The organism is Halotia branconii CENA392 (assembly GCF_029953635.1).
GTDB classification, from domain to species: Bacteria; Cyanobacteriota; Cyanobacteriia; order Cyanobacteriales; family Nostocaceae; genus Halotia; species Halotia branconii.
In genome coordinates this window covers 1,692,306-1,719,087 of the sequence record NZ_CP124543.1, presented here as the reverse complement: position 1 = coordinate 1,719,087, position 26,782 = coordinate 1,692,306, and the positions used below count along the sequence as shown (strand labels likewise).

The 26,782-nt window shown below is 42.0% G+C and carries 19 protein-coding genes; 12 read left to right on the top strand and 7 right to left on the bottom strand.

The features are described 5' to 3' along the window. Positions 1-279: 279 nt before the first annotated feature. The 4 genes from QI031_RS07665 (at position 280) to QI031_RS07650 (ending at position 8,720) form a co-directional block, all read left to right on the top strand. The gene (locus QI031_RS07665; RefSeq protein WP_281484592.1) at positions 280-5,775 is read left to right on the top strand and encodes a trifunctional serine/threonine-protein kinase/ATP-binding protein/sensor histidine kinase; all 5,496 of its coding nucleotides are present in this window, start codon (positions 280-282) and stop codon (positions 5,773-5,775) included. A 266-nt stretch (positions 5,776-6,041) separates the two neighbouring features. After that, positions 6,042-6,260, top strand: a complete 219-nt coding sequence (gene vapB, locus QI031_RS07660) for a type II toxin-antitoxin system VapB family antitoxin (protein ID WP_281484591.1) — start codon at positions 6,042-6,044, stop codon at positions 6,258-6,260. Between the two features lie 45 nt (positions 6,261-6,305). Next, on the top strand, positions 6,306-6,605 hold the full coding sequence (locus QI031_RS07655) for a hypothetical protein (protein ID WP_281484590.1): 300 nt from the start codon (positions 6,306-6,308) through the stop codon (positions 6,603-6,605). 30 nt (positions 6,606-6,635) lie between these two features. Beyond that, on the top strand, positions 6,636-8,720 hold the full coding sequence (locus tag QI031_RS07650; protein WP_281484589.1) for a pentapeptide repeat-containing protein: 2,085 nt from the start codon (positions 6,636-6,638) through the stop codon (positions 8,718-8,720). A 286-nt stretch (positions 8,721-9,006) separates the two neighbouring features. Here the strand turns inward: QI031_RS07650 and QI031_RS07645 are convergent, their stop codons facing one another. Beyond that, entirely contained in the window at positions 9,007-9,777 is a 771-nt protein-coding gene (locus QI031_RS07645) for an intradiol ring-cleavage dioxygenase (RefSeq protein ID WP_281484588.1), read from the bottom strand. A gap of 265 nt (positions 9,778-10,042) precedes the next feature. Between QI031_RS07645 and QI031_RS07640 the strand changes: the two genes are divergently transcribed. The 3 genes from QI031_RS07640 to QI031_RS07630 all read left to right on the top strand — a co-directional run bounded on the left by QI031_RS07640 (position 10,043) and on the right by QI031_RS07630 (position 12,572). Continuing rightward, positions 10,043-10,726 carry a response regulator transcription factor gene (locus tag QI031_RS07640; RefSeq protein WP_281484587.1) on the top strand — a complete coding sequence of 228 codons (684 nt, stop codon included), beginning with the start codon at positions 10,043-10,045 and terminating at the stop codon, positions 10,724-10,726. After that, positions 10,723-12,180: a sensor histidine kinase gene (locus QI031_RS07635; protein WP_281484586.1), complete on the top strand. Its 1,458-nt coding sequence runs from the start codon at positions 10,723-10,725 to the stop codon at positions 12,178-12,180. Before QI031_RS07640 ends, QI031_RS07635 begins: the two co-directional genes overlap by 4 nt. Positions 12,181-12,332: 152 nt before the next feature. Beyond that, positions 12,333-12,572, top strand: coding sequence for a hypothetical protein (locus QI031_RS07630; RefSeq protein WP_281484585.1), 240 nt, complete (start codon positions 12,333-12,335; stop codon positions 12,570-12,572). A gap of 82 nt (positions 12,573-12,654) precedes the next feature. Here QI031_RS07630 and gor read toward each other — a convergent pair whose 3' ends face one another. Together gor and QI031_RS07620 are read right to left on the bottom strand one after the other, a co-directional pair. Next, entirely contained in the window at positions 12,655-14,025 is a 1,371-nt protein-coding gene (gene gor, locus QI031_RS07625; RefSeq protein ID WP_281485955.1) for a glutathione-disulfide reductase, read from the bottom strand. A gap of 96 nt (positions 14,026-14,121) precedes the next feature. Next, positions 14,122-14,670 carry a peroxiredoxin gene (locus QI031_RS07620; RefSeq protein WP_281485954.1) on the bottom strand — a complete coding sequence of 183 codons (549 nt, stop codon included), beginning with the start codon at positions 14,668-14,670 and terminating at the stop codon, positions 14,122-14,124. A 191-nt stretch (positions 14,671-14,861) separates the two neighbouring features. Between QI031_RS07620 and QI031_RS07615 the strand changes: the two genes are divergently transcribed. Then, positions 14,862-15,284, top strand: a complete 423-nt coding sequence (locus tag QI031_RS07615) for a Fur family transcriptional regulator (protein WP_281484584.1) — start codon at positions 14,862-14,864, stop codon at positions 15,282-15,284. 51 nt (positions 15,285-15,335) lie between these two features. Further along, positions 15,336-15,842 carry an anthrone oxygenase family protein gene (locus tag QI031_RS07610; protein ID WP_281484583.1) on the top strand — a complete coding sequence of 169 codons (507 nt, stop codon included), beginning with the start codon at positions 15,336-15,338 and terminating at the stop codon, positions 15,840-15,842. A gap of 277 nt (positions 15,843-16,119) precedes the next feature. On the opposite strand, the gene QI031_RS07605 is transcribed toward QI031_RS07610, so the two are convergent. The 4 genes from QI031_RS07605 to hisG all read right to left on the bottom strand — a co-directional run bounded on the left by QI031_RS07605 (position 16,120) and on the right by hisG (position 22,643). Further along, a complete protein-coding gene (locus tag QI031_RS07605; protein WP_281484582.1) occupies positions 16,120-18,411 on the bottom strand; it encodes a hybrid sensor histidine kinase/response regulator in 2,292 nt (763 codons plus the stop codon). 5 nt (positions 18,412-18,416) lie between these two features. After that, positions 18,417-18,842 carry a response regulator gene (locus tag QI031_RS07600; RefSeq protein WP_425526028.1) on the bottom strand — a complete coding sequence of 142 codons (426 nt, stop codon included), beginning with the start codon at positions 18,840-18,842 and terminating at the stop codon, positions 18,417-18,419. 141 nt (positions 18,843-18,983) lie between these two features. Next, the gene (locus tag QI031_RS07595; RefSeq protein ID WP_281484580.1) at positions 18,984-21,740 is read right to left on the bottom strand and encodes a GAF domain-containing protein; all 2,757 of its coding nucleotides are present in this window, start codon (positions 21,738-21,740) and stop codon (positions 18,984-18,986) included. Between the two features lie 258 nt (positions 21,741-21,998). Beyond that, entirely contained in the window at positions 21,999-22,643 is a 645-nt protein-coding gene (hisG, locus tag QI031_RS07590; RefSeq protein WP_281484579.1) for an ATP phosphoribosyltransferase, read from the bottom strand. 123 nt (positions 22,644-22,766) lie between these two features. On the opposite strand from hisG, the gene rppA reads away from it, so the two are divergent. The 3 genes from rppA to QI031_RS07575 all read left to right on the top strand — a co-directional run bounded on the left by rppA (position 22,767) and on the right by QI031_RS07575 (position 26,775). Further along, entirely contained in the window at positions 22,767-23,465 is a 699-nt protein-coding gene (gene rppA / locus QI031_RS07585) for a two-component system response regulator RppA (protein WP_281484578.1), read from the top strand. 327 nt (positions 23,466-23,792) lie between these two features. Next, positions 23,793-23,987 (top strand): heavy-metal-associated domain-containing protein, encoded by a 195-nt coding sequence (locus QI031_RS07580; protein WP_281484577.1) that lies wholly within the window; start codon positions 23,793-23,795, stop codon positions 23,985-23,987. A 526-nt stretch (positions 23,988-24,513) separates the two neighbouring features. Next, the gene (locus QI031_RS07575; RefSeq protein ID WP_281485953.1) at positions 24,514-26,775 is read left to right on the top strand and encodes a heavy metal translocating P-type ATPase; all 2,262 of its coding nucleotides are present in this window, start codon (positions 24,514-24,516) and stop codon (positions 26,773-26,775) included. The last annotated feature ends 7 nt before the right edge of the window (positions 26,776-26,782 follow it).

Genomic DNA, 26,782 nt, shown 5'->3' with positions numbered 1-26,782 from the left:
AAATTACAGTTTGCCTTGCTTGTGAATTACAGTTTTGTAACTTTTGTGCCTAGTGGTCTATCCCATCCATTGAAAGCGGCGAGAAACTCCATCCCTTCATGGATAGTCGAGGTTGCTCCTCCTGTTGCTTGGGGCATAGAGCGTTAGTAAATTCTTCCCCATGCCCAATACTTCGACTTCGCTCAGTACAAGTACCCAATGCCCCATTCCCTTGTAGATTATAAAAACACTTCATACATCTGGGAATACTAAATCTGTAAATCATCAAGATTAGACGGTATGGTTAGCACTCTTATCAGTCTTCCTGGATATCGTATCAGTGAAGAAATCTACAATGGTTCGAGAACTCAGGTTTATCGAGGGTATCGGGATACTGACTTTTTCAAAGTAGTGATTAAACTACTAAAAAATCCTTATCCTAGCTTTAGTGAATTAGTACAATTTCGTAATCAATACACTATTGCCAAAAATCTTAACTCACCTTTAATCGTCCAAACTTATAGTCTCGAACCGCTTCAAAATGGCTATGCGTTGGTGATGGAAGATTTTGGGGGAATTTCTCTGAAAGATTATTTTACCAACAAAAATAATATAGCGTCTCTAGATGAGTTTTTACAAATTGCGATCGCTCTCTGCGACACCTTAGATATACTCTACCGCAATCGCATTATTCATAAAGATATTAAACCTGCCAATATTTTAATTAATCCCGAAACCAAACAAGTTAAATTAATTGACTTTAGTATTGCATCTTTGCTGCCAAGAGAAACTCAAATCTTAATCAATCCCAATGTTTTAGAAGGGACGTTAGCCTATATTTCACCAGAGCAAACTGGCAGAATGAATCGAGGAATAGACTATCGCACAGATTTCTATTCTTTGGGTGTAACTTTTTACGAATTACTCACAGGAGAGTTACCTTTTCAATCAAACGATCCGATGGAGATGGTGCATTGTCACATCGCTAAGGAACTACCAAGGGGGTTCGGAAAGGGGGCAGGGGGCAGGGGGCAGGGGGAAGAAATTCCGCAGGTGATTTCGGATATCGTCATGAAATTGATGGCAAAAAATGCTGAAGATAGATATCAAAGTGCATTGGGGCTGAAATTTGATTTAGAGAATTGTTTAACTCAACTGCGTTTAACTGGCATAATTGAAAGTTTTGCAATTGCACAGAGGGATGTGTGCGATCGCTTCATCATCCCCGATAAACTTTATGGACGAGAAACCGAAGTAGAAACTCTACTCCAAGCATTTGAACGTGTCAGTCAAGGCGCGACAGAAATAATGCTGGTAGCAGGTTTTTCAGGTGTTGGGAAAACAGCGGTTGTCAACGAAGTTCATAAACCAATTGTGCGGCAACACGGTTATTTTATTAAAGGTAAATACGACCAATTTCAAAGAAATATCCCCTTTAGTGCTTTTGTGCAAGCATTCCGGGATTTAATGGGACAATTATTAACTCTCAGCGATGTCCAGATTCAGCAATGGAAAAACAAAATATTATTAGCACTGGGAGAAAATGCCCAGGTAATTATTGAAGTTATCCCCGAATTATCAAGAATTATTGGCGAACAATCATCTGCGCCAGAATTATCAGAAATTGCCGCCCAAAATAGATTTAATTTATTATTTCAAAAGTTTACTAAAGTTTTTACTAGCGCCGAACATCCGTTAGTGATGTTTTTAGACGATTTGCAATGGGCAGATTCGGCATCACTAAATTTAATGCAGCTATTAATGACTGATACAAGTCATCTTTTATTAATTGGTGCATATCGCGATAACGAAGTTAATCCAGCACATCCATTAATATTGACTTTGAGCGATATTCAAAAAACCCAAGCAGCGATTAATACGATTACTTTAGCACCTCTAAATCACGCTCAAGTGAATCAGTTAGTTGCTAACACGCTCAAATGTACAGAAAATTTAGCCTTGCCTCTTGCTAAATTGATATATCAAAAAACTCAAGGTAATCCGTTTTTTGCGACGCAGTTTCTCAAAGCGCTACATCAAGAGCAACTGATTGAATTTAACTTTAAGTCAGGGTTTTGGCAATGCGATATTGCACGAGTAACTCAGCAAGCAGTTACAGATGATGTTGTTGAATTTATGGCATTGCAATTACGAAAACTGCCGCCATCTACTCAACACATATTACAGTTAGCTGCTTGTATTGGTAGTCAATTTGATTTAGCAACTTTGGCAATTGTTTCGCAACACTCAGAGATAGAAATAGCTGGTGAATTGTGGAAAGCGTTGCAAGAAGGGTTGATTTTACCGATTAGTGAAGTTTATAAGTTTTATGTCGGGCAAGAAAGTCAAATAGTTACTCCAGAAATTCCAGAGACTGTGACATACAAGTTTTTGCACGATCGCGTTCAGCAAGCAGCGTATTCTCTAATTCCAGAAGCCGAAAAGCAAATTACTCACCTCCAGATTGGACGTTTGCTGCAAAAAGCAACCAGTGTCAACGAACTGGATAAACAGATTTTTGCGATCGCTAATCATCTCAACAAGGGGATATCTCTGATTGAGGATGAAACAGAACAACAAGAACTCGTACAGTTAAATTTGATGGCTGGACAGAAAGCTAAGGGTGCAACGGCTTATGGGGCAGCTTTAGACTATTTCAACACGGGCATTTCTTTATTGAAGGGCGATTGCTGGCAGAACCACTATACCCTCGCCCTCGTTCTCTATGAAGGTGCAGCTAATTGTGCTTTTTTGTACGCTAACTTTGAACAAATGGAGCAGTTCGCTGAGATTGTACTCGCTCATGCCCGTTCTTGGCTTGATCGAATTAACGTTTACGACACGAAGATTCGAGCTTATATGGCGCAAAACCAACTTTTAGAAGCCCTGGAACTGGCGCGAAAAGTCCTCGAACCTCTGGGGGTACATTTGCCAGAGCAGCCCACCCCAGCCGACATTGGACAAGCACTCCAGCATACCCAAATTCAACTAAGCGATCGCGCGATAGAATCTTTGTTGCATTTACCCCCAATGACTGCGCCGGACAAAAAAGCAGCAATGATGATTCTGTCTACCATCATGTCGCCTGCCTATCAAGCTGCTCCCAACCTCATGCCTCTAGTAGTCTTCGCGCAGTTCGATCTATCGGTGCAGTACGGAAATTCATCAGAATCGATTCATGCCTACGGTTTGTATGGGTTAATGTTGATTGCCATATTGGGTAATATTGAAGCGGGCTATTGCTTTGGACAGCTGGAGATGAAACTCCTGCAATACCTCCAGTCACCCAAGCATATAGCCGCAGCCCTGTTTGACTTTAATTGCTTCTTCAAACATTGGAAAGAACCTGCAAAAACTTCTCTAGCAGGTCTACTGCAAGCATACACCAGTGCATTAGAAGTTGGTGATTTCAATCTGGCAGCACTCAGCCTGCTCGTGTACGACCATAATACTTATTTTACTGGTGGCGAACTGTCTGACCTCAAGCAAATACTAGAAGATCATCGCCGCGTGATGCAGCAACTACGCCAGCATACTTATCTCCACACCCAAAGTCTTTACCATCAGGTAGTCGTGAATTTATTAGGAGAGTCAACCCAGCCAGAGGTGTTAATTGGTGAATACTGCGACGAGCGAGAAATGATTCAGCTTTACCAAAAAACGGGTGAAGTAACGGCACTGCACCAAGTTTATTTAAATAAGCTGATACTTTGCTATTTGTTTCAACACTACGAACAAGCGTTGGAAAACGCCAATCTAGCAGCCCCGTATTTGCGCGGCATGGCAGGATTGATGAGCGTTCCGCTTTTTTACTTCTACGATGCCTTAGTACAATTAGCGCTTTATGCAAATGCCAGCGAAACCGAACAGTCAAGTATTCTAGAGCGGGTTGCTGCTAACCTAGAAAAACTTAACGGGTGGACAGCTTATGCATCGAGCAATCAAGCTCACCGTTGCACCTTGATTGTTGCAGAACGTTGTCGAGTCTTGGAAGATAGAGCCAAAGCGATAGAAAACTATGATCGCGCGATCGCTCTTGCCAAGAAACACGAATATATTAATGAAGAAGCTCTCGCCAACGAACTCGCCACCAAATTTTATCTCGAATGGGGCAAAGAACGCATTGCCAAAGATTATTTAATTGCCGCCTACTATGCTTATTCCCGGTGGGGAGCAAAAGCCAAAGTTACCGATTTAGAACAACGCTATCCCCGATTACTGCAACTTATTCTGCAACAGCAACGACTCAACCCCAACCCTCAAGAAACTCTTACTCATGGGAGTCTCTTATCTACCTGTAACAATAGCACCGACAGCACCAATATTTCCGACGTTTTAGATTTTACCTCTGCCCTGAAAGCGGCTCAAGCTATTTCCAGTACTTTGGAATTAAATACACTCATCGCCAGTCTCACCCGGATTATCTTAGAAAACTCTGGCGCGAGAAAAGCTGTATTGCTACTTCCCCAAGAACAAGGGCAGTCCGTTCAAGTTGAGAAATCAACTCATGGACTTGCCTGCCCGTTAAAGCAAGTGTCCGGCGATATTTGGCAAGTACGAGCAATTACTTTTATCCAGCACGAGGAAATTGAAACAAGTCTCCGAGCGCAACCATTAGATAATTGTCCAGATATTCCCGTAAATATTATCAATTACGTCAAAAATACTCAAAATTCAGTTGTCATAGATAATTGCAAAACAGATATTCCCGGTTTAATTGGCCAATATATGTTGTTACACCAACCCCAAAGTGTATTTTGTACTCCGATTATTAATCAAGGTCATTTTCTGGGGATTCTCTATTTAGAAAATAAAATGATTCCAGGGGTATTTAACAGCGATCGCTCCGCCAACGCCAAGGGCGATCGCCTGAGCGTAATTAACTTACTGTCTTCTCAAGCAGCGATATCTTTAGAAAATGCTCAACTTTATCAACAAACCGGGCAAGCATTACAAGATTTACAACAAGCACAATTACAAATTGTCCAAAGCGAAAAAATGTCGGCATTGGGGAACTTAGTAGCAGGGGTAGCCCATGAAATGAATAATCCTTTGGGTTTTATTTATGCTAGTCTGCAACAAGCAAAACCCAGCCTGATGGATATTATCGAACATTTAAAACTTTATCAAGAAAATTTTCCCAATCCAGGCAATCAAATTATCAACCACGCCCAAGAAATCGACTTGGATTATAGCTTAGAAGATTTACCCAAGATGATTGATTCCATGAATATGGCGTGTGACAGATTAACAAATATTAGCACCAGTTTACGAACTTTCTCCCGCGCTGATAAAGATTACAAAGTGCCATTTAATATTCATGAAGGTATCGATAGTACTATTTTAATTCTCAAACATCGCCTGAAAGCAAATGCACAACGCCCAGCAATTGAAGTGATAACTAATTATGGGGAATTACCCCAAGTTAAATGTTTTCCTGGGCAGTTAAATCAGGTATTTATGAATATTCTTGCTAATGCCATTGATGCCTTAGATGAATCAAATATAGGTCGAAGTTTACCGGAAATTAAAGCTAATCCCAATCAAATTACAATTAAAACCTTCCAAGAGAATGAAGGTGTGAAAATTGCTATTACTGATAATGGAAAGGGAATGAGTGAAGAAGTACAACAAAAAATATTTGACCACTTGTTTACAACCAAAGCTGTTGGTAAAGGGACGGGATTGGGATTAGCCATAGCCAGACAAATTGTTGAAGAAACTCATGCTGGTAAATTGAGTTGCAATTCAGTTTTGGGTGAAGGGACAGAATTTTTGATTGAGATTCCTGTATAAAAGACTTCTTGCATAAATATTTTTTTGTCTCACGCAAAGGCGCAAAGGCGCAAAGAAAAGAGCGCAAGTAACGACTTTTGCAAGAGGTCTAAAGTTTGTCTTTTGGAACAAACTGGAAGAATGAACAGGGAGATTGACTATCGCAATGATTTTTATGTTTTAGCGCCTATTTGCCCAGCTAGGTAGAGGCAATGCTGGCGCTTCTTAAAGCCTCCGTCGCAAGATCGATCATCATAAAAAATATATACACTTCTATAGATAAGCCGATGATCCCACCTCAACTAATTGCAACTCTCGATAAACTTCCTCCAAATCTCCAAGTCGAAATTCTTCACTATGCCGAATACCTTGCAGCTAAATATGCTGAGACATCACCCTCCGAAACGCCGCCCCAAAAATATCGCCAAGCGGGAACCATGAAAGGTATGTTTACTATGGCTGCTGACTTTGACGCACCCTTAGAAGACCTCAAAGACTGCATGTAGCTATGACGTTTGCAATAACTGTAAATATTTTTGTTCAATTTAACAATGCAGAGCGATACATTAACAATGCGGGGTGATGCATTAACAATGCAGAGCGATACATTAACAATGCGGGGCGATGCATTAACATTGCGGGGCAATACATTAACAATGCGGGGTGATGCATTAACAATGCGGGGCAATACATTAACAGTGCAGGACGATACATTAACAATGCAAGGCGATGTATTAATAGTCAATACAGTTCAGATAAGCCTGTTTTTATTTCTCCTGTTCCCTTGCCTTCACGTAGGACTAATCAGGCTAAATAGAGAAATATTGGAATTAACAAACTTAAGCGTGTAGTAAAATTTGCTCAACCCCGTCAAACTACACATGGCTTTAGACTTCTCCGGTCAAAATCTCCGAGGACGCAACTTCAAGGGTAGACAAGACTTTGTAGGTGCAAACTTTAGCTATGCCGATATTCGAGGGGCAAACTTTAGCGGTGCTAACCTCACAGATGCAAACTTCAGTTACTCTCAAGCTGGATTACAAAAACGTTGGGTAATTAGTTTAGTTCTTGTTTCGTTTTTATTGTCGGAACTATCAGGATATTTATCGGCTTTTAATGGTTTCTTAGTGTCGCAGGTATTTAGCTCATCTCTAGAAAACCAAATTCCAGGCTGGGTTGCTTTAATCGTCTTGATTGCCTTCTACTTCATCACCACTCGTCAGGGATTAACAGCTGGTTTAGTCGCTGTTGCCGTCGCCGTCGCCGTTGCCGTCGCCGTTGCCGTCGTCGGAGCCATCGCCGTTGCCGTCGCTGTCGCCGTCGCAGGAGCCATTGCCATCGCCATCGCCGTTGCCGTCGCAGGAGCCATCGCTATCGCTATCGCCTTCGCTGTCGCAGGAGCCTTTGCTTTCGCCGGAGCCTTTGCCTTTGCCGGAGCTGTCGCAGGAGCCTTTGCCTTCGCTGTCGCCTTTGCCTTTGCTGGAGCCTTTACCGGAGCCTTTGCTTTCTCTGTCGCCTTCACCTTCGCCATCACCGGAGCCTTTGCCGGAGCCTTTGCCGGAATGTTATTGAGCATTTACATCGCTTGGCAAGCGATGAAAGGAAACGAAAAATATTCCCTAATTCGTGATGTCGCTATTGCATTCGCCGCTACAGGTGGTACAAGCTTTCGTAACGCTAACTTGACCAATGCCGACTTCACCCAAGCTAAACTCAAAAGTACAGATTTCCGCAACGCCACCCTTACCCTTACCTATTGGCATCAAGTCAAAATGCTTGACCGCGTTCGCTCTGGTTCAACTTATCTGCAAAACTCACAAGTACGTAAACTGCTAGTTACCGGACAAGGACAAGATAAAAACTTTGATCGCCAAAATCTACGGGGTATCAACTTACAATCAGCTAACCTAGCAGATGCCAGCTTTATCGGTGCTGACCTCAGCGAAGCTAATTTGCAAGATGCTGATTTATCCAGAGCGAAACTCAAACAAACCCAACTTGACGCAACCGATTTCACAGGCGCAACCCTCACAGGTGCATTCATTGAAGATTGGGGCATTACCAATGAAACTAAACTGCATGGCGTGAGGTGTGAATATATCTTCATGCGCTTACCCACTAAAACCAACCCCGACCCCCTCCGCAAACCAGATAATCACCAAGAAGTATTTCAAGACGGCGACTTTGCAGAATTTATCAAGCCAATTTTTGACACCCTCGACCTTTATCACAATCAAGGCGTTGACCCCCGCGCTGTTGCTATTGCCTTCAAAAACCTTGTTGAAAATCATCCCGAAGCTGAGTTAGAAATCGTCGCAATGGAGAAACGCGGCGATGATAACTTGTTACTCCGCGCCACAACTGCGGCAGGAATTAATAAATCACAATTGAGCGCAGAATATTTTGATGATTATAATCAACTCAAAGCTTTATCTCAAAGTCAGCAATTACTACTTATAGAAAAAGACGATCGCATTCGTAGTTTAGAAATTATGCTCACAACTGCACTCCAGCAGTCCAAATATCATATAGCAGGAGATAATAAAGTGTCTGATATTAGCGGCATTAATATTCAAAATAGCAGTAATGTTAGCGGTGTTGCGGGTGGTGGTTCTGTTGCCAATCTGGGAACAATTAGCGGCAATGTGAATATTGCGATTAATGAGTTACCTGATTCCTCAGATGGTGACAAGCCAGGAATTAAAGAATTACTGACACAGTTACAAGCGACAATTTCTCAGTCATCAGAATTATCTGATGAAGACAAAGCCGATGCTTTAGAACAAGTGCAAACTCTAGCCGAAGCTGGTAAAAATCCGCAACAAGAACCCACTAAGCAAAAGACAGCAAAAAAAGCCATCACGATGTTGAAAGGTTTATTTTCTGGCTTACCTACTGTCGCTAAATTGGTAGAAGAAGCGAATAAATTATTACCAATAATTTCTCAACTATTCGGTTTGGGATAAGTAAGTCGGCGAGAAAAAACCAAACTATGTTAAGCAATATAAAAGAATTAAAATTCAGTTCGTAGTAAGGGCTGAAGCCCTTCTTTGAGGACTAAAGTCCTCACTACAAACCTTTAATTATTTACGCCGTTCTACTTAATTTTAGAAAATAAAGGCGTGAAAATTACCATTTGCCCCCTGCTTCCCCTGCTCCCCCTGCCTCCTCTGCCCCGGTCACTGAGTTTCGACTACGCTCAACTGCCGCGTAGTCGAAGTGCTGCCCCCTGCTTGCCCAAATGTATCAACTTTAAAGTGAAACGGTATCAAGCCCAATATTTAAGGTCGCTGCATAACCTTGTCCGTTCTGGGTAAGCTTGAGCAACATTTGTTCGCCACCATCTTGAAAAATTCCGTCATCAGCATTCTTTTGTGTGCGCTGTCCCTTACTGGCGTAGGGTGCTTGGGTGTACACGCGATCGCTGATTGCATCATCAAAATATAGCTGTGACGTAAATTCGTAATCTTGTTGTGATGTACCATTTGTGCGGACTTTAAAATGGATATGCACAGTTCTACCTTGATACCAACCAGGATAAATGGTTGTGAATTGCACATTTCCCTTCGCGTCGGTTACTTGATAGCCGCGTAGAAACTTTTTACCGACAGTGCTAAAACTGCGGTCTGTCACATCCGAATAGACACCCAACGCGTCACAGTGCCAAACATCCACAATCGCACCCACTAAAGGTGTGCAACCATTACTACCAACTTGAGAAACGTTCAGCGTCAGTTGTAGTGGTACGCCTTCTTTCACCGAACCATCCGTTGGATCAGTACGGATATCGGAACGGTTGAGCTTTTCGTCTACAAAATATGGCCCTTCAGTTTGTTCTGGACTGACAACACAGGCAGGTGTAGATGATGATGCTAGGACAGTTGCACCAGATGGGGCTTGTGTAGAACCAGACTTTCTGGGTATGCATCCCACTACAAGTATTGCAGTTCCGGCTGCCCTAAATAAAGCGAGTGCTTCTCTTCGGCTCAAAATCCTACTTAATGGGCGATTTTTGTTTTTCATGATGTCTATTGTAAGTATTCATAATTTGTTCTCGGACGGGGATTTAATCCCCACCAAGCCCTTCCATTCATAGATGGGGTCTTCTCCCCTGCTCCCCGCTCCCTGCCCCTCTGCCTCTTCTTTGACCTCAAAAATTATTGTGTTTACATTTTTGATTAAGCCACCCCAAAATGACAGCTGACCTAGTTTCTCAATTACACTTTTGTAATTTCAGCTTAAGAGTAATCAATTTAAAATAAAGCAATAAATAAAGTAATAAATACTTGTGAACGTTCTATTTGTTGAAGATGAAGCAAAAATTGCTAACTTCGTCCGGGCTGGGCTGAAGGAGCAGGGATTTGTCGTAGACTACTGTGACAATGGTGATGAAGGATATCTGCGAGCATTGGATAACGAATATGATGCGATTATTCTGGATATTATGGTTCCGGGAAAAGATGGATTATCGATTCTCAAACAACTGCGGCGAGAAGGTCGTAATGCTCCAGTAATTTTGTTGACGGCTCGTAATGAACTTGATGATCGCCTGGAAGGTTTAAACTTAGGAGCCGATGATTACATTGCCAAGCCGTTTTTTGTAGAAGAGTTAGCGGCTCGGATTCATGCGGTTGTGCGTCGGAGTGTGGGAGAACGCCAAAATCTCTTAGCGGTTGGGCCAATCAAACTTGATCGCATCGCGCGAGAAGTTACTTGCAATCAAAAGGCAATTGAACTTACCAGCCGCGAGTTTAATTTGTTGGAATATCTGATGCGCTCTCCCGGACGAGTTTTTACCCGTACCCAAATCCTAGAACATATTTGGGGTTACGACTTTAACCCCAACACCAATGTTGTGGATGTATGTATCCAGCGCATCCGTAAAAAAATTGACCCCATCAATGAAGTCAGTTGGATTGAAAGTATTCGCGGTGTTGGCTATCGGTTTCGCAAACCAGAATCTCAATTGTGAAACAACTGCGATCGTTTCGACTCCGAATTGCTCTATTGTCTGCGGCTCTGGCTGGCAGTACATTAGTTGGGTTTGGTGCAGTCTCCTGGTTTCAGATTTACAATGCCAAGATTAGCCGCCTTGATGCAGAACTATTAAATCAGTTAATGCGCGCTAGTCGCCCACCAGAAAGAAAGCGATCTTTACGAGAGGCTGCGCTAACGCCTCTGCGCCCAGAATTATTACCCGGCTTCGGAACCAATACCAAAACCCCTATCGCCTTGTTAGTGCTTGATGCCGACGGTAAGACAGTTGATAAATTTAACTCTTTACCTGCGGATAGTGAGGTGAACCGCCTATTACTTCAGCGTCTTCAATTAACACCCATACCACCACCCCCAACTAGAGAACGACCAAATCCATCCTTAGATATACCGCCCTTTCGCCCACTTGCTCCGCAATTGGTGACTTTACAAACAACAAAAACAACTTGGCGAATTGGAACCGTTAAATTTCCTAATAGTCAGGTTGCTCTGGCTGTGAGCCTGCAATTGGTCAATCAAGAGATGGCTAGCATTCGCAATATCTTCTTTGTTTCCATTCCGATAGCGTTGCTACTCGTTGCGGTGGGAGCATGGTTAATTTCTGCTGGGGCTTTGCGTCCTATCGCTCAATTAACGGGTGTAATTCAACAGGTGACAGTTAAAGGGCTAGATCAGCGGATTCCCATTGGTACAACTGATGTTGAGTTTGTCGAATTGATTCAGGTGTTTAACCAAATGCTGTCACGCCTGGAACGCAGTTTTACTCAAGCTTCCCGTTTTAGTGCTGACGCAGCCCACGAACTAAAAACCCCGCTGACTATTCTGCAAGGCGAACTAGAAAGAACTTTGCAACAAGTTGACTCAGGAAGTGAAGTGCAACAGCGCTTAAGCAATCTTTTGGATGAAGTACGCCGCCTGAGTGGAATTATACGGAAACTCTTGCTGCTATCTCTAGCAGATGCAGGACAAATGAGCTTGTATTTAGTTGAAGTGGATATTTCTCAGTTGCTGATGGAGATGGTTGAGGATGTGGAACTGTTGGCTCCTCACTTAAGTTTGCAAACTGACATTCCTGCTGGACTAAAGGTACAAGGCGATCGCGATTTACTCATGCAAGTTCTGCAAAATCTGTTGAGTAATGCCATCAAATACAATCTTACCAACGGCTGGATCAAGATTTACGTAAAGAAAATGCACACAAATATCCAGATTACGATCGCCAATGCATCAAAAAACATTCCCCAAAGCGATCGCGATCGCCTGTTTGACCGCTTCTATCGCGGCGATCCGGCGCGTACTCGACAAGTTGAAGGAATTGGACTAGGACTGAGTTTAGCTCGTGAAATTGCCCGCGCCCATCGGGGCGATCTTACCCTAAATTCCATATCTGACGAGCAAACCGCATTTACCTTGACATTGCCGATGACCTAATACCGTTAAATTGATACAAGTAGATAGCAGGGGAGCAGGGAGCATACTTCGACTTACTTCGGCTTCGCTCAGTACAAGACGCTCAGTAACCAGGGCTAGCGTGTACACACAAGTCTTTTAGAGTTGCTGTGTAACGTCAGGTGGGTTAATTTTTGCAGGCCAGTACAATCGCATTGTTAGTCGAGACATTGGCATTGTCAGCCGATACAATCGCATTGTTAGTCGAGACATTGGCATTGTCAGCCGATACAATCGCATTGTCAGTCGAGACATTGGCATTGTCAGCCGATACAATCGCATTGTTAGTCGAGACATTGGCACTGTCAGCCGATACAATCGCATTGTTAGTCAATGGGGCAGTTTTAGATGACTTGTGTGTACACCGTAGGTAACCAGGGGGAAAGAATTAAAGACCAATCATTTGTTTCAAATATTTAGTGAAATGGTGTAAACCCTAGTTGTTTCAACAGGCTCTTATCGCATAGTCACAAATTCTTCAGCAGAAGTAGGATGTATCCCTACTGTGGCATCAAAGTTAGCTTTGGTTGCGCCCATTTTAACAGCGATCGCTACACCTTGAATAATCTCTGCGGCACTTGTGCCTACCATGTGCGCTCCTAACACCTTATCGGTAGTTTGATCGACTACCAATTTCATCATGGTTTTTTCGTCTTTACCAGCTAAGGTGTAATACATTGGTCGGAAGCGACTTTTATAAATCTTCACCGCATCACCGTATTGTTCTCTGGCTTCTGCCTCAGTTAGTCCGACAGTTGCCGCTTCTGGGGTTGTAAAGATAGCTGTAGGGACATTTTCATAACTCATGATCCGAGACTTACCACCAAATAAGGTGTCTGCTAAAGCCCGACCTTCATTAATTGCTACTGGAGTTAGATTAATGTTATTTGTACAATCTCCAACTGCATAGATATTTTCTTCAGTTGTTTGACTGTATTTATCAACTACAATTGCTCCATCGTGACGCTTGACTTTGGTATTTTCTAAACCTAATTCGTGAGTGTTTGGTTTGCGACCAACCGCGGCTAAACTGACTGCATCAGTCACAACTGTTTCTTCAAATTCGTCGGATTCCTCAGATTTAGCATTCCCGCGGACTGTAACTTTAATTCCTTCTGAATCTTTTTCGATCGCAATCAGTTCGCTGTTGTGGACAATCTTGATTCCATGATGAGCCATTCCTTCTTGAATTTCAGTCCGCAAATCATCATCGAAGCCACGCAAAATTTTGTCACTCCGAATTATTTGGGTAACTTCAGTTCCCATGCCATTTAAGATGCAGGCAAATTCTGAACCAATATAACCTCCTCCCAAAATTACCATGCGTTTGGGCTGTTGTTTGAGGTGAAAAATATCATCGGAAGTAATGGCGTGTTCAATTCCCAAAATATTGGGTCTAATGGGATGACCACCAACGGCAATCAAAATTTTATCTGCGGTTACTTGGCGTTCGCCAACTACAATTGTATGAGCATCCACAAATTTGCCGTGTCCCTCTAAAAGTTCCACCTTAGAGTTATCCAGCATTTTTTGATAAATCCCATTCAGGCGAATCACCTCATTGTTGACTGCCGTAATCATCTTTTCCCAATCCATAGTACTTTTGACTGGACTCCAGCCATAGCCTTGGGCATCTTCAAATAAATCAGGAAAATGAGAGGCGTAAACCATTAACTTTTTAGGAACACAGCCACGATTAACGCAGGTTCCGCCTAGTCTGTCAAACTCAGCAATCCCTACCTTAGCACCATATTCTGCGGCTCGTCTGGCAGTCGCAATACCACCGGAACCTGCACCAATTACAAATAGGTCGAAATCGTAACTCATGTATCCACCAGGGTTGAGATTTTTTGTAGAGATGCGACATTGCCACACCTCTACATATTATTGATATCGTGTAAAGTATTTAAATTCTGTCAAAGTTTAAACAGCAACGGCGGTCTTAGCTTCTTTGAGGTAAGCCAGCATAGTGTCTGCATCTGAGACTTCAAACGGATCTGTGGCGCAACTATCTTCAAAACCCGGCTCAACGAACATTTTTTCGATGTTACCGTCGTTAACTACCATTGAATAACGCCAAGAGCGCATTCCAAAGCCTAAGTTATGTTTATCAACTAACATCCCCATTTTACGGGTAAACTCACCATTGCCATCAGGAAGCAAGAAAACATTCTTCGCATTTTGTTGTTTACCCCACTGATACATGACGAAGGCATCATTCACAGATACACAGATTACTCGATCCACCCCTAAAGCTTGAAAATCTGCGTAGAGTTCTTCATAACGGGGAAGGTGTGAGGTGGAACAAGTAGGAGTAAAAGCTCCAGGTAGTGAAAATACAACAACACGCTTACCACCGAAAATTTCTTGAGTGGTGAGATCTTGCCAACGGAAAGGATTTGATCCACCAATGGACTCATCACGAACGCGGGTTTTAAATACAACGTTAGGAACTTTTGTGATCATAGCTATATTGAACCTCTCAATTAATGGGTGTGTTAGCTTGTGGTTGCGTTTTACAGCTTGTAAATCAGAATAATTCTGATTTAATAAATATTCAATAGTTATAAATACTTAAGCATATTTTTAAGTTAAACATAATATTAATTTATTACTAATATGAATTATAATTAGGTAATATATCATCAAATGCAGCAGCAAGTATGCAGCAACAAGCAAGCGCAATTGTTCAAACCTTAAAGTCTAGGGGTTTGAGAGTGACCCCTCAGCGATTTGCGGTCTATGCAAATTTGTTATCTCGTGCCGACCATCCTACAGTTGAGCAAATCCTCACCGAACTCAATAAAGATTTTCCCGTCTCATCGCAGGCGACGATTTATAGTTCTTTGCAGGCATTGCGAGAAGTAGGTCTGGTGCGGGAGGTGTTGCTAGAGCAAGGGGTTTCTCGTTATGATGCCAAAGTGGAGCCTCATCATCACTTTTGTTGTCGCCAATGTGGTGCTATTGAAGACATCGCCTGGAATAATTTTCAGTGTATAGAAATGAAAAATCTCCGCCCTGGTTTGCGTGGTGAGACTTATGAAGTCACAGTTCAGGGTTTGTGCGATCGCTGTATAGTTGATTAATTCCTGATTACGATAGATGAATTAATATCAACTTTAAAATCAAACTAAAGTATGATGATTGTTGACAATTTGCGTTTTCCTGTGACGCTTTTTGCAGCCCTAGGCTGTGGGTTGGTGGCTGGCATCTTCTTTGCCTTTTCGACTTTCGTGATGAATGCCCTTGCACGATTAGAACCGAAAGAGGGTATTACTGCGATGCAATCCATTAATATCACAGCGATTAATCCGTTGTTTATGGTGGCGCTGTTTGGAACGGCTACAGCTTGCATTTTGCTAGGAATTGACTCGATATTAAAGTGGCATCAACCTAGTGCTACCTACTTACTTATCGGCAGCTTGCTTTATTTAATTGGCACTATTTTAGTGACGATCGCGTTTAATGTACCACTGAACGATGCACTAGCGATCGCTAAACCAGATAGCGTTGAAGGTGCTAACCTGTGGGCTAGATACCTCACCAATTGGACATTTTGGAACCATGTCCGCACAGTAGCAGCACTGGCAGCAGCAACGGCATTTACAATCGCCCTCTGTAATCAAACACTCAGCAGACAATAATCATATCGTGTTCGGGTAAAGACTTATCCATTAAGACCGCAGGGGGCAGGGGGCAGGGAGCAGGGAGCAGGGAGCAGGGAGCAGGGAGCAGGGAGCAGGGAGCAGGGAGCAGGGGGCAGGGGGAAAGAGGGTTTCATGCTTTTTACATAGGTGCGGGAATTATAACTAATTACGCGGACATGATATTAAAAACATCTTTATTACACTACTGACAACTGACAACTGACCACTGACCACTGACCACTAACAAAACTCTATCCCCTTGTGGATGAAGTTTTTATCGCCTTTTTTGATTGAGTGCCTTTTGCAAAGTCAGCAATAATTCATTAATAGTGTAGGGTTTTGATAAAAAAGTAGTTACACCAATGTCGGTCAATACTTTTAGTTTATTGCTGGACATTAGTCCACTAGTAGCAATAATTTTGACTTGGGGGTTAATTTTTTTCAAAGTGCGGATCGCAGTAAAACCGTCTAATGTCGGTAACATGATATCTATGAGTACAGCACTGATTTTATCTGCATGTTGGGCATATTGGGCGATCGCCTCAATACCATCATTCGCAATCAGAGTTTGATATTGGTGAGTTTGTAAGGATGTTTTGGTGATATCTAGAATTGCAGACTCATCATCTACAACTAAAATCAGTTTCCCATCTCCTAAAAGTGGTTTAGCTACTTCTGTGCTGAATGTTTCTGTTCCTTTAACGGCTGGTAAGTACACTTTAAAATAAGTTCCAGTTCCTACCTCACTATAAACATTTACAAAACCACCGTGGCTTTTAACAATACCCAGTACAGTGGAAAGCCCTAAACCTGTACCTTGTCCCACATCTTTTGTGGTGAAGAATGGCTCAAAAATTCTATCTAAAACTTCAGCAGGAATCCCAATTCCCGTATCTGCAACAGTAATCACTGTGTATGATCCTATCTTTGCTTCCAGGTTCATGCGAACATAATTTTCGTCAATAAAAAGATTTTCCCCAGAGATGGTTAAAATACCACCATTAGGCATAGCATCACGGGCATTAACGCACAAATTCATCAACACTTGATGGAGTTGAGTAGTATCTCCAGAAACTAGCCACAAATCTTGCGGAACATTGATAGAAATTTCGATAGATTTGGGAAACGTTTCTTTGAGAATTTTGGCTACTTCTGTAATTAAATGTCTGATTTGCAAGGTGATGTGCTTACCTTCTACACCCCTTGCAAACGATAAAACCTGCTTGACTAAATCTGACCCACGTTTGGCATTAATTTCCAAAATCTCCAAAAGATGTCGAGTTCGTTCATCTGCATCGGGGAATTTTAATGGTAGAAGTTGCGCCCCGGCTAAAATCGGTGTCAGGATATTGTTAAGGTCGTGAGCAATACCACTAGCTAGGGTACCAATACTTTCCAAGCGTTGGGCACGAAACAATTGTGCTTCTAGTTGTTTCTTTTCAGTAATGTCTGTATCTACAGAAAGAATTGATTTAGGTTTCTCCCAAGCATCGCTTACCAAACTCCAACGGCTAGCAACTAATATTTCTCTACCTGTTTTGGTAACTTTTGTTAACTCGCCTTGCCACTTGCCTTTGGTAATCACATTTAATAAAGCGGCATCAAATTCTGGAGAAGGTTCATTAAGTAAAACCTCGCTGGCATTTTTACCATAAACCTCGTAAGCCTTCCAGCCATAGAGATTTTCTGCACCTTTGTTCCAAAAGATAATTTTATTTTCTAAATCACGCAAACAAATAGCATCAGTGGTGACATCTAATAGTGCTGCTTGTTGGCGGATTTTTTCTTCAGCTAATAGGCGATCGCGCTGTGCATTTTGACGTTCACTAATATCAATGCTGGCACAGGTGATGCCGATAATTTCTTGTGATTCATTGCGTAATGGTTCGACGGTCAAATCATAATATTTAATTCCTTGGGGAGTAGTTATAGATATTTCCTCTCTGGTACTAATACCATTGATCAGCACACTATGTTTAATGGCAGTTAGACGCTCAGCATCTTTAGCTGGAATCAAATCGAAATCATGTTTACCTAACATTTCTTCGACTGTCCATCCAGAAATGGGATTATAAACCCAGGTATAATTTAAATCTTTGTCTTGGTTGAAAACAAAAATGGGGGAGTTTTTTAGAGCAACCCGAAAGCGTTCTTCACTTTGTCGCAGTGCATCTTCTACCCGCTGACGCTCGATAGCATAACGCATAGAACGCACTAACAAGTCGCCTGTAACTTTTCCCTTAACTAAATAATCTTGCGCTCCTTGTTGCATTGCCCGGAGTGCTAAGGTTTCATCATCTAAACCTGTTAGTACAATAATGGGAGTTGCTTTCGCCTGGCGAGTCGCCTGGAGAAAAGTTTCTATTCCCTGGCTATCAGGTAAAGAAAGGTCTAACAGCATCACATCAAAACTCTTGCTAACTAAGCACTCAAGGGCTTCAGACAGTCGCTCGACTGGCTGCAACTCCACCCTCACAGTAGTTACTTCTTTTAATAACTCTTGCAATAAAAAAACATCACCAGGGTTATCTTCAACTAATAAAACTTTAATAATTTCACCTGCCATTGCCATTACTCCGGTGGCAGTTTTACAATCGCAAACCAAAAATCTTCTATGGACTGTACAATTTTAACGAATTGATCGAAGTCAACGGGTTTGGTTATATAACAGTTAGCAGAAAGGTTATAAGCTTTGAGTATGTCTTCTTCGGCCTGGGAAGTTGTTAAAACAACTACAGGGATTCGCTTGAGAGTAGCATCAGTTTTGATTTCTGCTAGTACTTCTCGTCCATCTTTTCTAGGTAGATTTAAATCGAGTAGCACAATATCCGGATGTGGAACTTTAGCATATTTTTCTTGTTTTCGCAAAAATGCCATTGCCTCCACTCCATCTTCAACCACATTCAGATTAACCGAGATTTTGCTATCTTCCAGAGCAATCCGCGTGAGTTGGGCATCGCCAGGATTATCTTCTACTAACAAAACCTCAATAGGCATAATTGCTGATGTATTATTCACTATTGTTAACCGGACTGGATATTTTTAATTCGTAATTAGCTTTTTGGGAGAATTTTAGGCATTTTTTATGGTGAGTCCAGCATACTGTTTCGCGGGTCTGGCTTACCTGCTTGGAAGTTTCTAATTACAAATCCCTTGTAAAGTAGTTTGACCTGCTTGATCTGAAATAGTGAAGTAAAAAGTTGAGCCTTGACCCTGTTTCGACTCGACCCAGATACGACCGCCGTGGCGTTCTACAATTTTCTTACAAATTGCCAAGCCAATTCCAGTGCCTGAGTACTTACTTCTACCGTGTAAACGTTGAAAAATCACAAAAATACGTTCTGCATATTGGCTTTCTATACCAATTCCATTATCGCTCACTGAGAACAACCATTCATTGAAAGCGGTGGGAAACTCCATTCCTTCATGGATGGTCGAGGTTGCTCCTCCCGCCGCTTGGGACATAGGGCATAGGGGAGTCAGTGCCGTGGGCGGGTTTTCCGACGTAAGGCAACTGGCATCATTGGTAAATTCTTCCCCATGCCCCATTCCCTGTTGCCTATGCCCGAAAACTTTATCTCCTTGTGGGTAAAGTTTTTTATTTTCTTGCTCTTCTTCTTTTATTTTTCTTATTGCTTTAATATGAATTTGTGGTGGCAATTCTTGACGAAATTTAATTGCATTACTGATGAGATTTTGAAATACCTGTGTCAGTTGGGTAGGATCGGCCATGACTACAGGTAAAGGATCGTGGGTGATGATTGCTTCACTCTGTTCAATAGCAAATTTCAGATTAGCGATCGCCCGTTCAAAAACCGCTGTACAATCGACTTGCTCGAAGGGTTGTCCACGGGTACTAACACGGGAATAATTCAACAAATCGTTAATTAGAGACTGCATCCGCCGCGCCCCGTCCACAGCGTAGCTGATAAACTGTTCTGCATTTTTGTCTAGCTGACTTTTGTATTTGCGCTCTAATAGCTGCAAATAACTAGTTACCATTCGCAACGGCTCTTGCAAATCATGGGAAGCGACATAAGCAAATTGTTCCAATTCGGCATTAGACCGAGCTAGTTCTTGGCGTTGACAAGTTTCTCGTTCTAATAATTGTGCTTGAGATAAAGCAATACCAATTTGGTTTGCTAGCTGTTGCAATAGTTCTAGTTCAAAGTTGCTCCAATGCCGGGGTGATGCACATTGATGGGCAATTAGCAAGCCCCAAATACCTTCCCCTACAAGAATTGGTACTACTAAATTAGCCTTGACACCAAACTGCTGAAGAAATTCTCGATGACAGTCTTGGATATCAGCTTGTTTAATATCTACAATGGCACTGACTCTTCCTTGACGGTATTTTTTTATATAATCTTGCCGAAAACAGGGGTCGAGAATATTTTGTCCTAGAACTACAGGCCAACTAGGTAGCACTGCCTCTTGTACGACTGTTCCTGAACCATCAGCTTGGAGTCGAAAAATTAAAACTCGGTCAGCTTGAAGTAGTTCTTGTACCTCTGTGACTGTGGTTTGCAGAACTTCTTCGAGTTGTAAAGATTCACGAATTTTCAGAGTAATTTCTGCGAATAATTGCGATCGCAGGTTTTGCCGTTTTAATTCCTCTTCTGCACTCTTGCGATCGGTGATATCCATTGTTACACCAATCATGCGGGTAGGATTACCATCAGGGGAATAAATTCCTCGGCCTCTAGCTAATATCCAATGAATACTACCATCAGACCAGATACTGCGGTATTCTGCTTCATAATCACACTTATTCTTAAGAGCTTGTTTAACTGAATCTTGCATGTAGGAGCGATCGTCAGGATAAATACATGCCAGTAAATCATTATATGAATATGCCGCTTCTAAAGACAAGCCAAAGTTTTCTTTGCACTGATTAGATATAGATAACTCTCCTGTTTGTAAAGCTAGTTGCCAAGAGCCAAGTTTAGCAGCCTGAAAAGCTAACTTTAATTGTTGTTCGCTTTCTTTTAAAGCAATTTCTACTTGTCTACGCTCAGTAATGTCTCGGGTAAAACACCGCGTATGAATAAATTTACCATCTTCCCAAAATACGTTCGAGTTAATCGAAACATAGCGAATTGAGCCATCCTTACATCGCAGCCGAGCCTCATAATTTTGTAATATCTCATTTCTGTTCAACCTTTGCAGAATATCATCGATCACATCTGGATCAACATGAAACTCAGTAATTGAATGCCCGATATACTCAGAAGGTGTGTAGCCTAAAAGATCTAATTCTGCTTTGTTTGCCCAAGCAATTGTGCCATCTGCTTGTACCCAGTGCATTCCTACAGTAGCATTGTCTACAAAGTCTCTTAGTTCTTGCTGACTGCGTTGTAGCAGTGCTTCTGTTTGTTTTTGTTCCGCAGAAACATGACATACTTCAGCTAAATTTCGCCTTAGCTCTAGTTGACTAATAACCTGACGGCTCAAAGCTAGCAGTGCATCTATTTGTTTTTGGTTTAATTCTCGCGGAATATGGTCAATTACGCAGAGAGTTCCTAACATATCTCCTTGAGGAGTGATTAATGGTACTCCGGCATAAAATCGTATATACGGATAGTCAGTTACTGCTGGATTTATGGCTAACTTTTTGTCAGCCCACGTATCTGGAACTATAACGATATCTCTTCGCTCTTGGCAAAGGTAAGATAAACCTACACTACGGGGCATTTCTGGGACATCCAGCCCTATTTTTGCCTTAAACCACTGACGATTTTCATCAAGAAAATTTACCAAGGCTATGGGTGTACCGCAAATAAAGGCAGCTAACTGGGCAATATCGTCATAAGCTTTTTCGGGTTCAGTATCAAGTATCTGATACTGGCGCAAAGCTGCAAGTCTCACCTCTTCGTTATTAAATTCAAATTCCATTAATTTATTTGTATTAAAAAGTTGTTAAAAAAATTTAGTAAGTATTTTGGATGATTAATCTAATTAAAGATTAATTATCTTGTTATTTATAGATTTAAAAAAAAATTGAAATTTTATTAAGCAAGTACCGAATTTTTGCTATAAGGACAATTATAGTGTAAACAAATTAATTAGCTCCTTTGAATCAAAAAGTTGTTTACTATTATTTCAGACAAGAATCATGGCAGACCCATGATTCTTGAGATATTTTTAACAAGGTTAAATCGGTATTAAAACTGTTTTTCGCAGTTTCTCTATTAAATCGCTGAGATTACCCATATTCAGGCGATAACTGAGAGGATGGGCAATTAATCGTGCTGTACTTTCATACAAAGTTGTAATCTCAATTAAGCCATTTTCGCGCAAAGTTCGCCCTGTAGAAACCAAATCCACGATCGCCTCTGACATTCCTGTAATCGGCCCTAGTTCTACTGAACCATACAACGGAACTATTTCTACAGGTAAATCTAGACTGTGAAAATATTCACGAGCGCAATTGACATATTTAGAGGCTACTCTACCATGAGCTGGCAAATCTAAAGGCGATTTATAAGCACTAGATGCTTTGACTGCTACTGACATGCGACAGTACCCAAATTGCAAATCAACTAAATGTGCAACTTGCGGCTTTTTCTCTCGCAGTACATCGTAACCGATAATACCCAGTTGTGCCTGACCGTATTCTACATACACAGGTACATCTTGTCCTCGTACCAGTAAGCCTTTAGCTTGCCCACTAGCATCAGTAATTTGCAGTTGGCGATTTGTTGAATCTAAAAAAGCACTAAAATCCAATCCTACAGATTGCAGTAGGCGGATGCTATTTTTAAGTAGTTCCCCTTTTGGTAACGCAACAGTTAGCATTATTTTTCTTGGTATCCTTAGCTATGGACACTTTGCTCAATCGGAAAAACCCATAAATGCAAGTGTCTTTGTCTTAGCAGTTCATTTATATTGAGAATATCTCGATTGCTTACCACAAGCAGCATGAGAATTTTATTAGTTGATGATGAAGTTGAATTAACTAACCCTTTGAGTCGTGTGTTAACTCGTGAGGGTTACATTGTAGATGCCGCTTATGATGGTACAAGTGGCAGTGAGCTTGTCCAAGTAGGCAGTTATGACCTACTAATTCTAGATTGGATGCTACCAGGAAAAACAGGATTGGAAATTTGCCAAGAATTACGTCGCCAAGGTAAAGCTACTCCTGTGTTGTTTCTCACAGCTAAAGATACTTTAGATGACCGTGTAGAAGGTTTAGATGCTGGTGCAGATGACTATTTAGTTAAACCTTTTGAACTGCGAGAGTTACTAGCTAGAGTCCGTGCGTTATTACGGCGTTCTGGTGTGGAGGTATACAGTACTCCAACAGGACATTTAACTGTAGCTGACTTAGAACTTGATTACGAAAACCAAATAGCTTATCGCCAAGGACGGATCATTGAACTATCTCAAAAGGAAAGCCAGTTATTACAATATTTTATGGAACACACTGGACAGCTTTTGACTCACGCCCAAATTATGCAAAATCTGTGGCATGATGGCGAGCAACCAAGTAGCAATGTAATAGCAGCATTAATTCGCCTACTACGTCGCAAGATTGAGGTAGGTAGTGAAACTCCACTGATTCACACAGTCTATGGTAAAGGCTATCGCTTCGGCACTGCTTCAGTAGAGTTAGTTTGAACTCTTCTTTAATTACTCAGCACTACCAAATTTCGTAGGCAGTTCAACTCTTGATAGCATTGTTGGACGCGATCGCTTTTTTCTGGTTATTTTCTCACTAAATACACGGTTATTGATGATGCGATCGCCAGATTTAAAATTTAGTTTAAGATTTGTAAATATTAATAGACTCTCTAGTTAACTAGAGAGATTAGGATAAAACTTAAGACGACTTCCAGCAGGAATAAATGTCTGCGATGGCGTATAAGTCTTCTCAGCCACAGATTCCCAAATTTGCTGGAGTTATTATCAAATCGCCAACTGCTGACATTTATCGGACGTAAATCTATGACACTCCAACTCACAGTTCCCAACATGGCTTGTTCTGCTTGTGCCAACAACATTACTAATGCAGTGAAGACAATTGATGCTAGTGCGATCATTCAAGCTGATCCGACAACCAAGCTTGTAAGTGTAGATACTCAAGCTTCAGCAACAGCAATCAAGGATGCATTAGCTGCTGCTGGTTATCCAGCAACTTAATTTTTAAGCTCATCCCACCCCTGGAAGGGGCGGGATTTCGTGTCAGTGATCAGTTGTCAGTTGTCAGCGATGCACTGACTTGTACTGAGTTTAGCCTGAGCGTTGGTTGCTGAGTTTCGACTACGCGGCAGTTGAAGCAAGCCAAAGGGCGCAGTCGTAAAGCCTACGGCATAAGCTACGCTTAGCGCGCAGTGTCTTTGACAGGAGAAGGGCGTAGTTTAAGTTTACGAGCTTTTAACTATTTTTCTTATTCTCAGGACTTACGCACAGGTAACGGAAAATCTAACCGCAGAGAAGCCAGTGCGTTGGGCGGGTTCCCTGACTTGTAGCAACTGGCGCGACACAGAGAAGCCAGTGCGTTGGGCGGGTTCCCCGACTTGTAGCAACTGGCGCGACGCAGAGGAATAGGAGTTTCAGAGAGTTATTGCGTAAGTCCTGATTCTTTCTTTTGCCTTTTTACTTTTTACTTTTGCCTTATTTGGTAAATTGATTTCTTTTCTCAATCAGTTACAGGGGTTCACCGATGATGGATAATCTCACACTTAAACTTCGAGGGATGAGTTGCGCCTCTTGCGCTAACAATATTGAACAAGCAATTAACTCGGTTCCAGGAGTAATTGAATCCAATGTTAACTTCGGAGCAGAGCAAGCCACCATCAGTTACGATCAACAGCGAACTAACTTAACAAAAATTCAAGCCGCCATTGATGCTGCGGGATACTCATCTTCTGTACTCCAAGAAGAAATGCGATCGGGGGAAGATGATGTTGAACAGGCGAGTAGGCTAGCAGAACAGCGTCAACTTACCCTAAAAGTTGTAGTAGGGGCTGTAATTAGTGTTGTGCTGATGCTAGGGTCACTACCGATGATGACTGGTCTGAGTTTGCCTCTAATTCCAGCTTTTTTGCATAATCCTTGGGTGCAGTTAGTGTTGACAACACCTGTGCAATTTTGGTGTGGTGGTGCTTTTTACCAAAATGGCTGGAAAGCTTTTAAACGTCGTGCGGCGACGATGGATACATTAATTGCTTTAGGTACAGGTGCAGCTTATCTATATTCGTTGTTTGTGACTATTTTCCCTGGATTCTTTATTGCTCAAGGCTTGCAGCCTCATGTGTATTATGAAATTGCCGCAACTGTAGTTACTTTAATTTTACTAGGGCGATTATTAGAAAATCGTGCTAAAGGACAAACTTCTGAAGCCATCCGTAAACTCATTGGACTACAAGCTAGAGATGCTAGAGTCATCCGCGATGGTGTGGAAATGGATATTCCCATTGCCGAAGTTCAAGTCAACGATGTGATTTTGGTTCGTCCTGGTGAAAAAATTCCTGTAGATGGCAAAGTGACTACAGGCACTTCGACAGTCGATGAAGCGATGGTAACAGGTGAAAGTTTAGCAGTTAAGAAGCAGCCAGGAGACGAAGTTATTGGGGCAACGATTAACAAAACTGGCAGTTTTCAGTTTCGAGTAACACGAGTCGGCAAGGATACATTTCTCTCGCAAATCGTCAAACTGGTGCAACAAGCACAAGGTTCTAAAGCACCAATTCAGCGGTTGGCAGATCAAGTAACAGGATGGTTTGTACCAGTTGTTATTGCCATTGCGATCGCTACTTTTGTCATTTGGTTTAATTTCATGGGTAACTTTACCCTCGCCACAATTACAACAGTGGGTGTCTTAATTATTGCTTGTCCTTGTGCTTTGGGTTTAGCTACTCCGACTTCTGTGATGGTGGGAACTGGTAAAGGTGCAGAAAATGGCATTTTAATTAAAGGCGCTCAAAGTTTAGAACAAGCGCACAAAATTCAGACTATAGTGCTGGATAAAACCGGAACCTTGACTCAAGGCAAACCCACAGTTACCGATTTTGTAGCTGTTAATGGTACAGCCAATGAAATGCAGCTTTTACAGTTGGCTGCTTCAGTGGAACGCAATTCTGAGCATCCTCTAGCAGAGGCGGTTGTGAAGTATGCTCAGTCTCAAGAAGCGAATTTAACCCAAGCAAAGAACTTTGAGGCTAACGCTGGTAGCGGTGTCCAAGGCGTAGTTACAGATCGACTTGTGCAAATTGGCACACAACGCTGGATGAATGAGTTGGGAATTAATACCGATGCAATCCAGCAATACAAAGACACTTGGGAAGCCGCTGGTAAAACAGTGATTTTGATTGCCGTCGATAAAGAAATCGAAGGAGTCATGGGTATTGCCGATGCGCTCAAACCTTCCTCAGCCACAGCAGTAAAAGCTTTGCAGAAGTTAGGTTTAGAAGTAGTAATGCTGACTGGTGATAACCGTCAAACTGCGGAAGCGATCGCTCAACAAGTTGGCATTGAGCGAGTTTTTCCAGAAGTTCGACCAGATCAAAAAGCAGCAATGATTCAATCTCTCCAGCAAGAAGGATTAAAGAAATCTCTTGTGGCGATGGTGGGTGATGGGATTAATGATGCCCCAGCACTAGCCCAGGCAGATGTGGGGATTGCTATTGGCACAGGCACAGATGTAGCGATCGCAGCTAGCGACATCACCTTGATTTCTGGAGACTTGCAAGGAATTATCACCGCAATTCAACTCAGCCGTGCCACTATCCGTAATATCCAGCAAAATCTCTTTTTTGCTTTTATTTACAACATCATCGGCATTCCTGTAGCAGCGGGCATTCTTTTCCCGATTTTTGGTTGGTTACTCAATCCGATTATTGCTGGGGCGGCGATGGCTTTATCTTCAGTCTCCGTTGTGACTAATGCTCTAAGATTACGTAATTTTCAACCAAAGATCACCTCATAATTGCAGA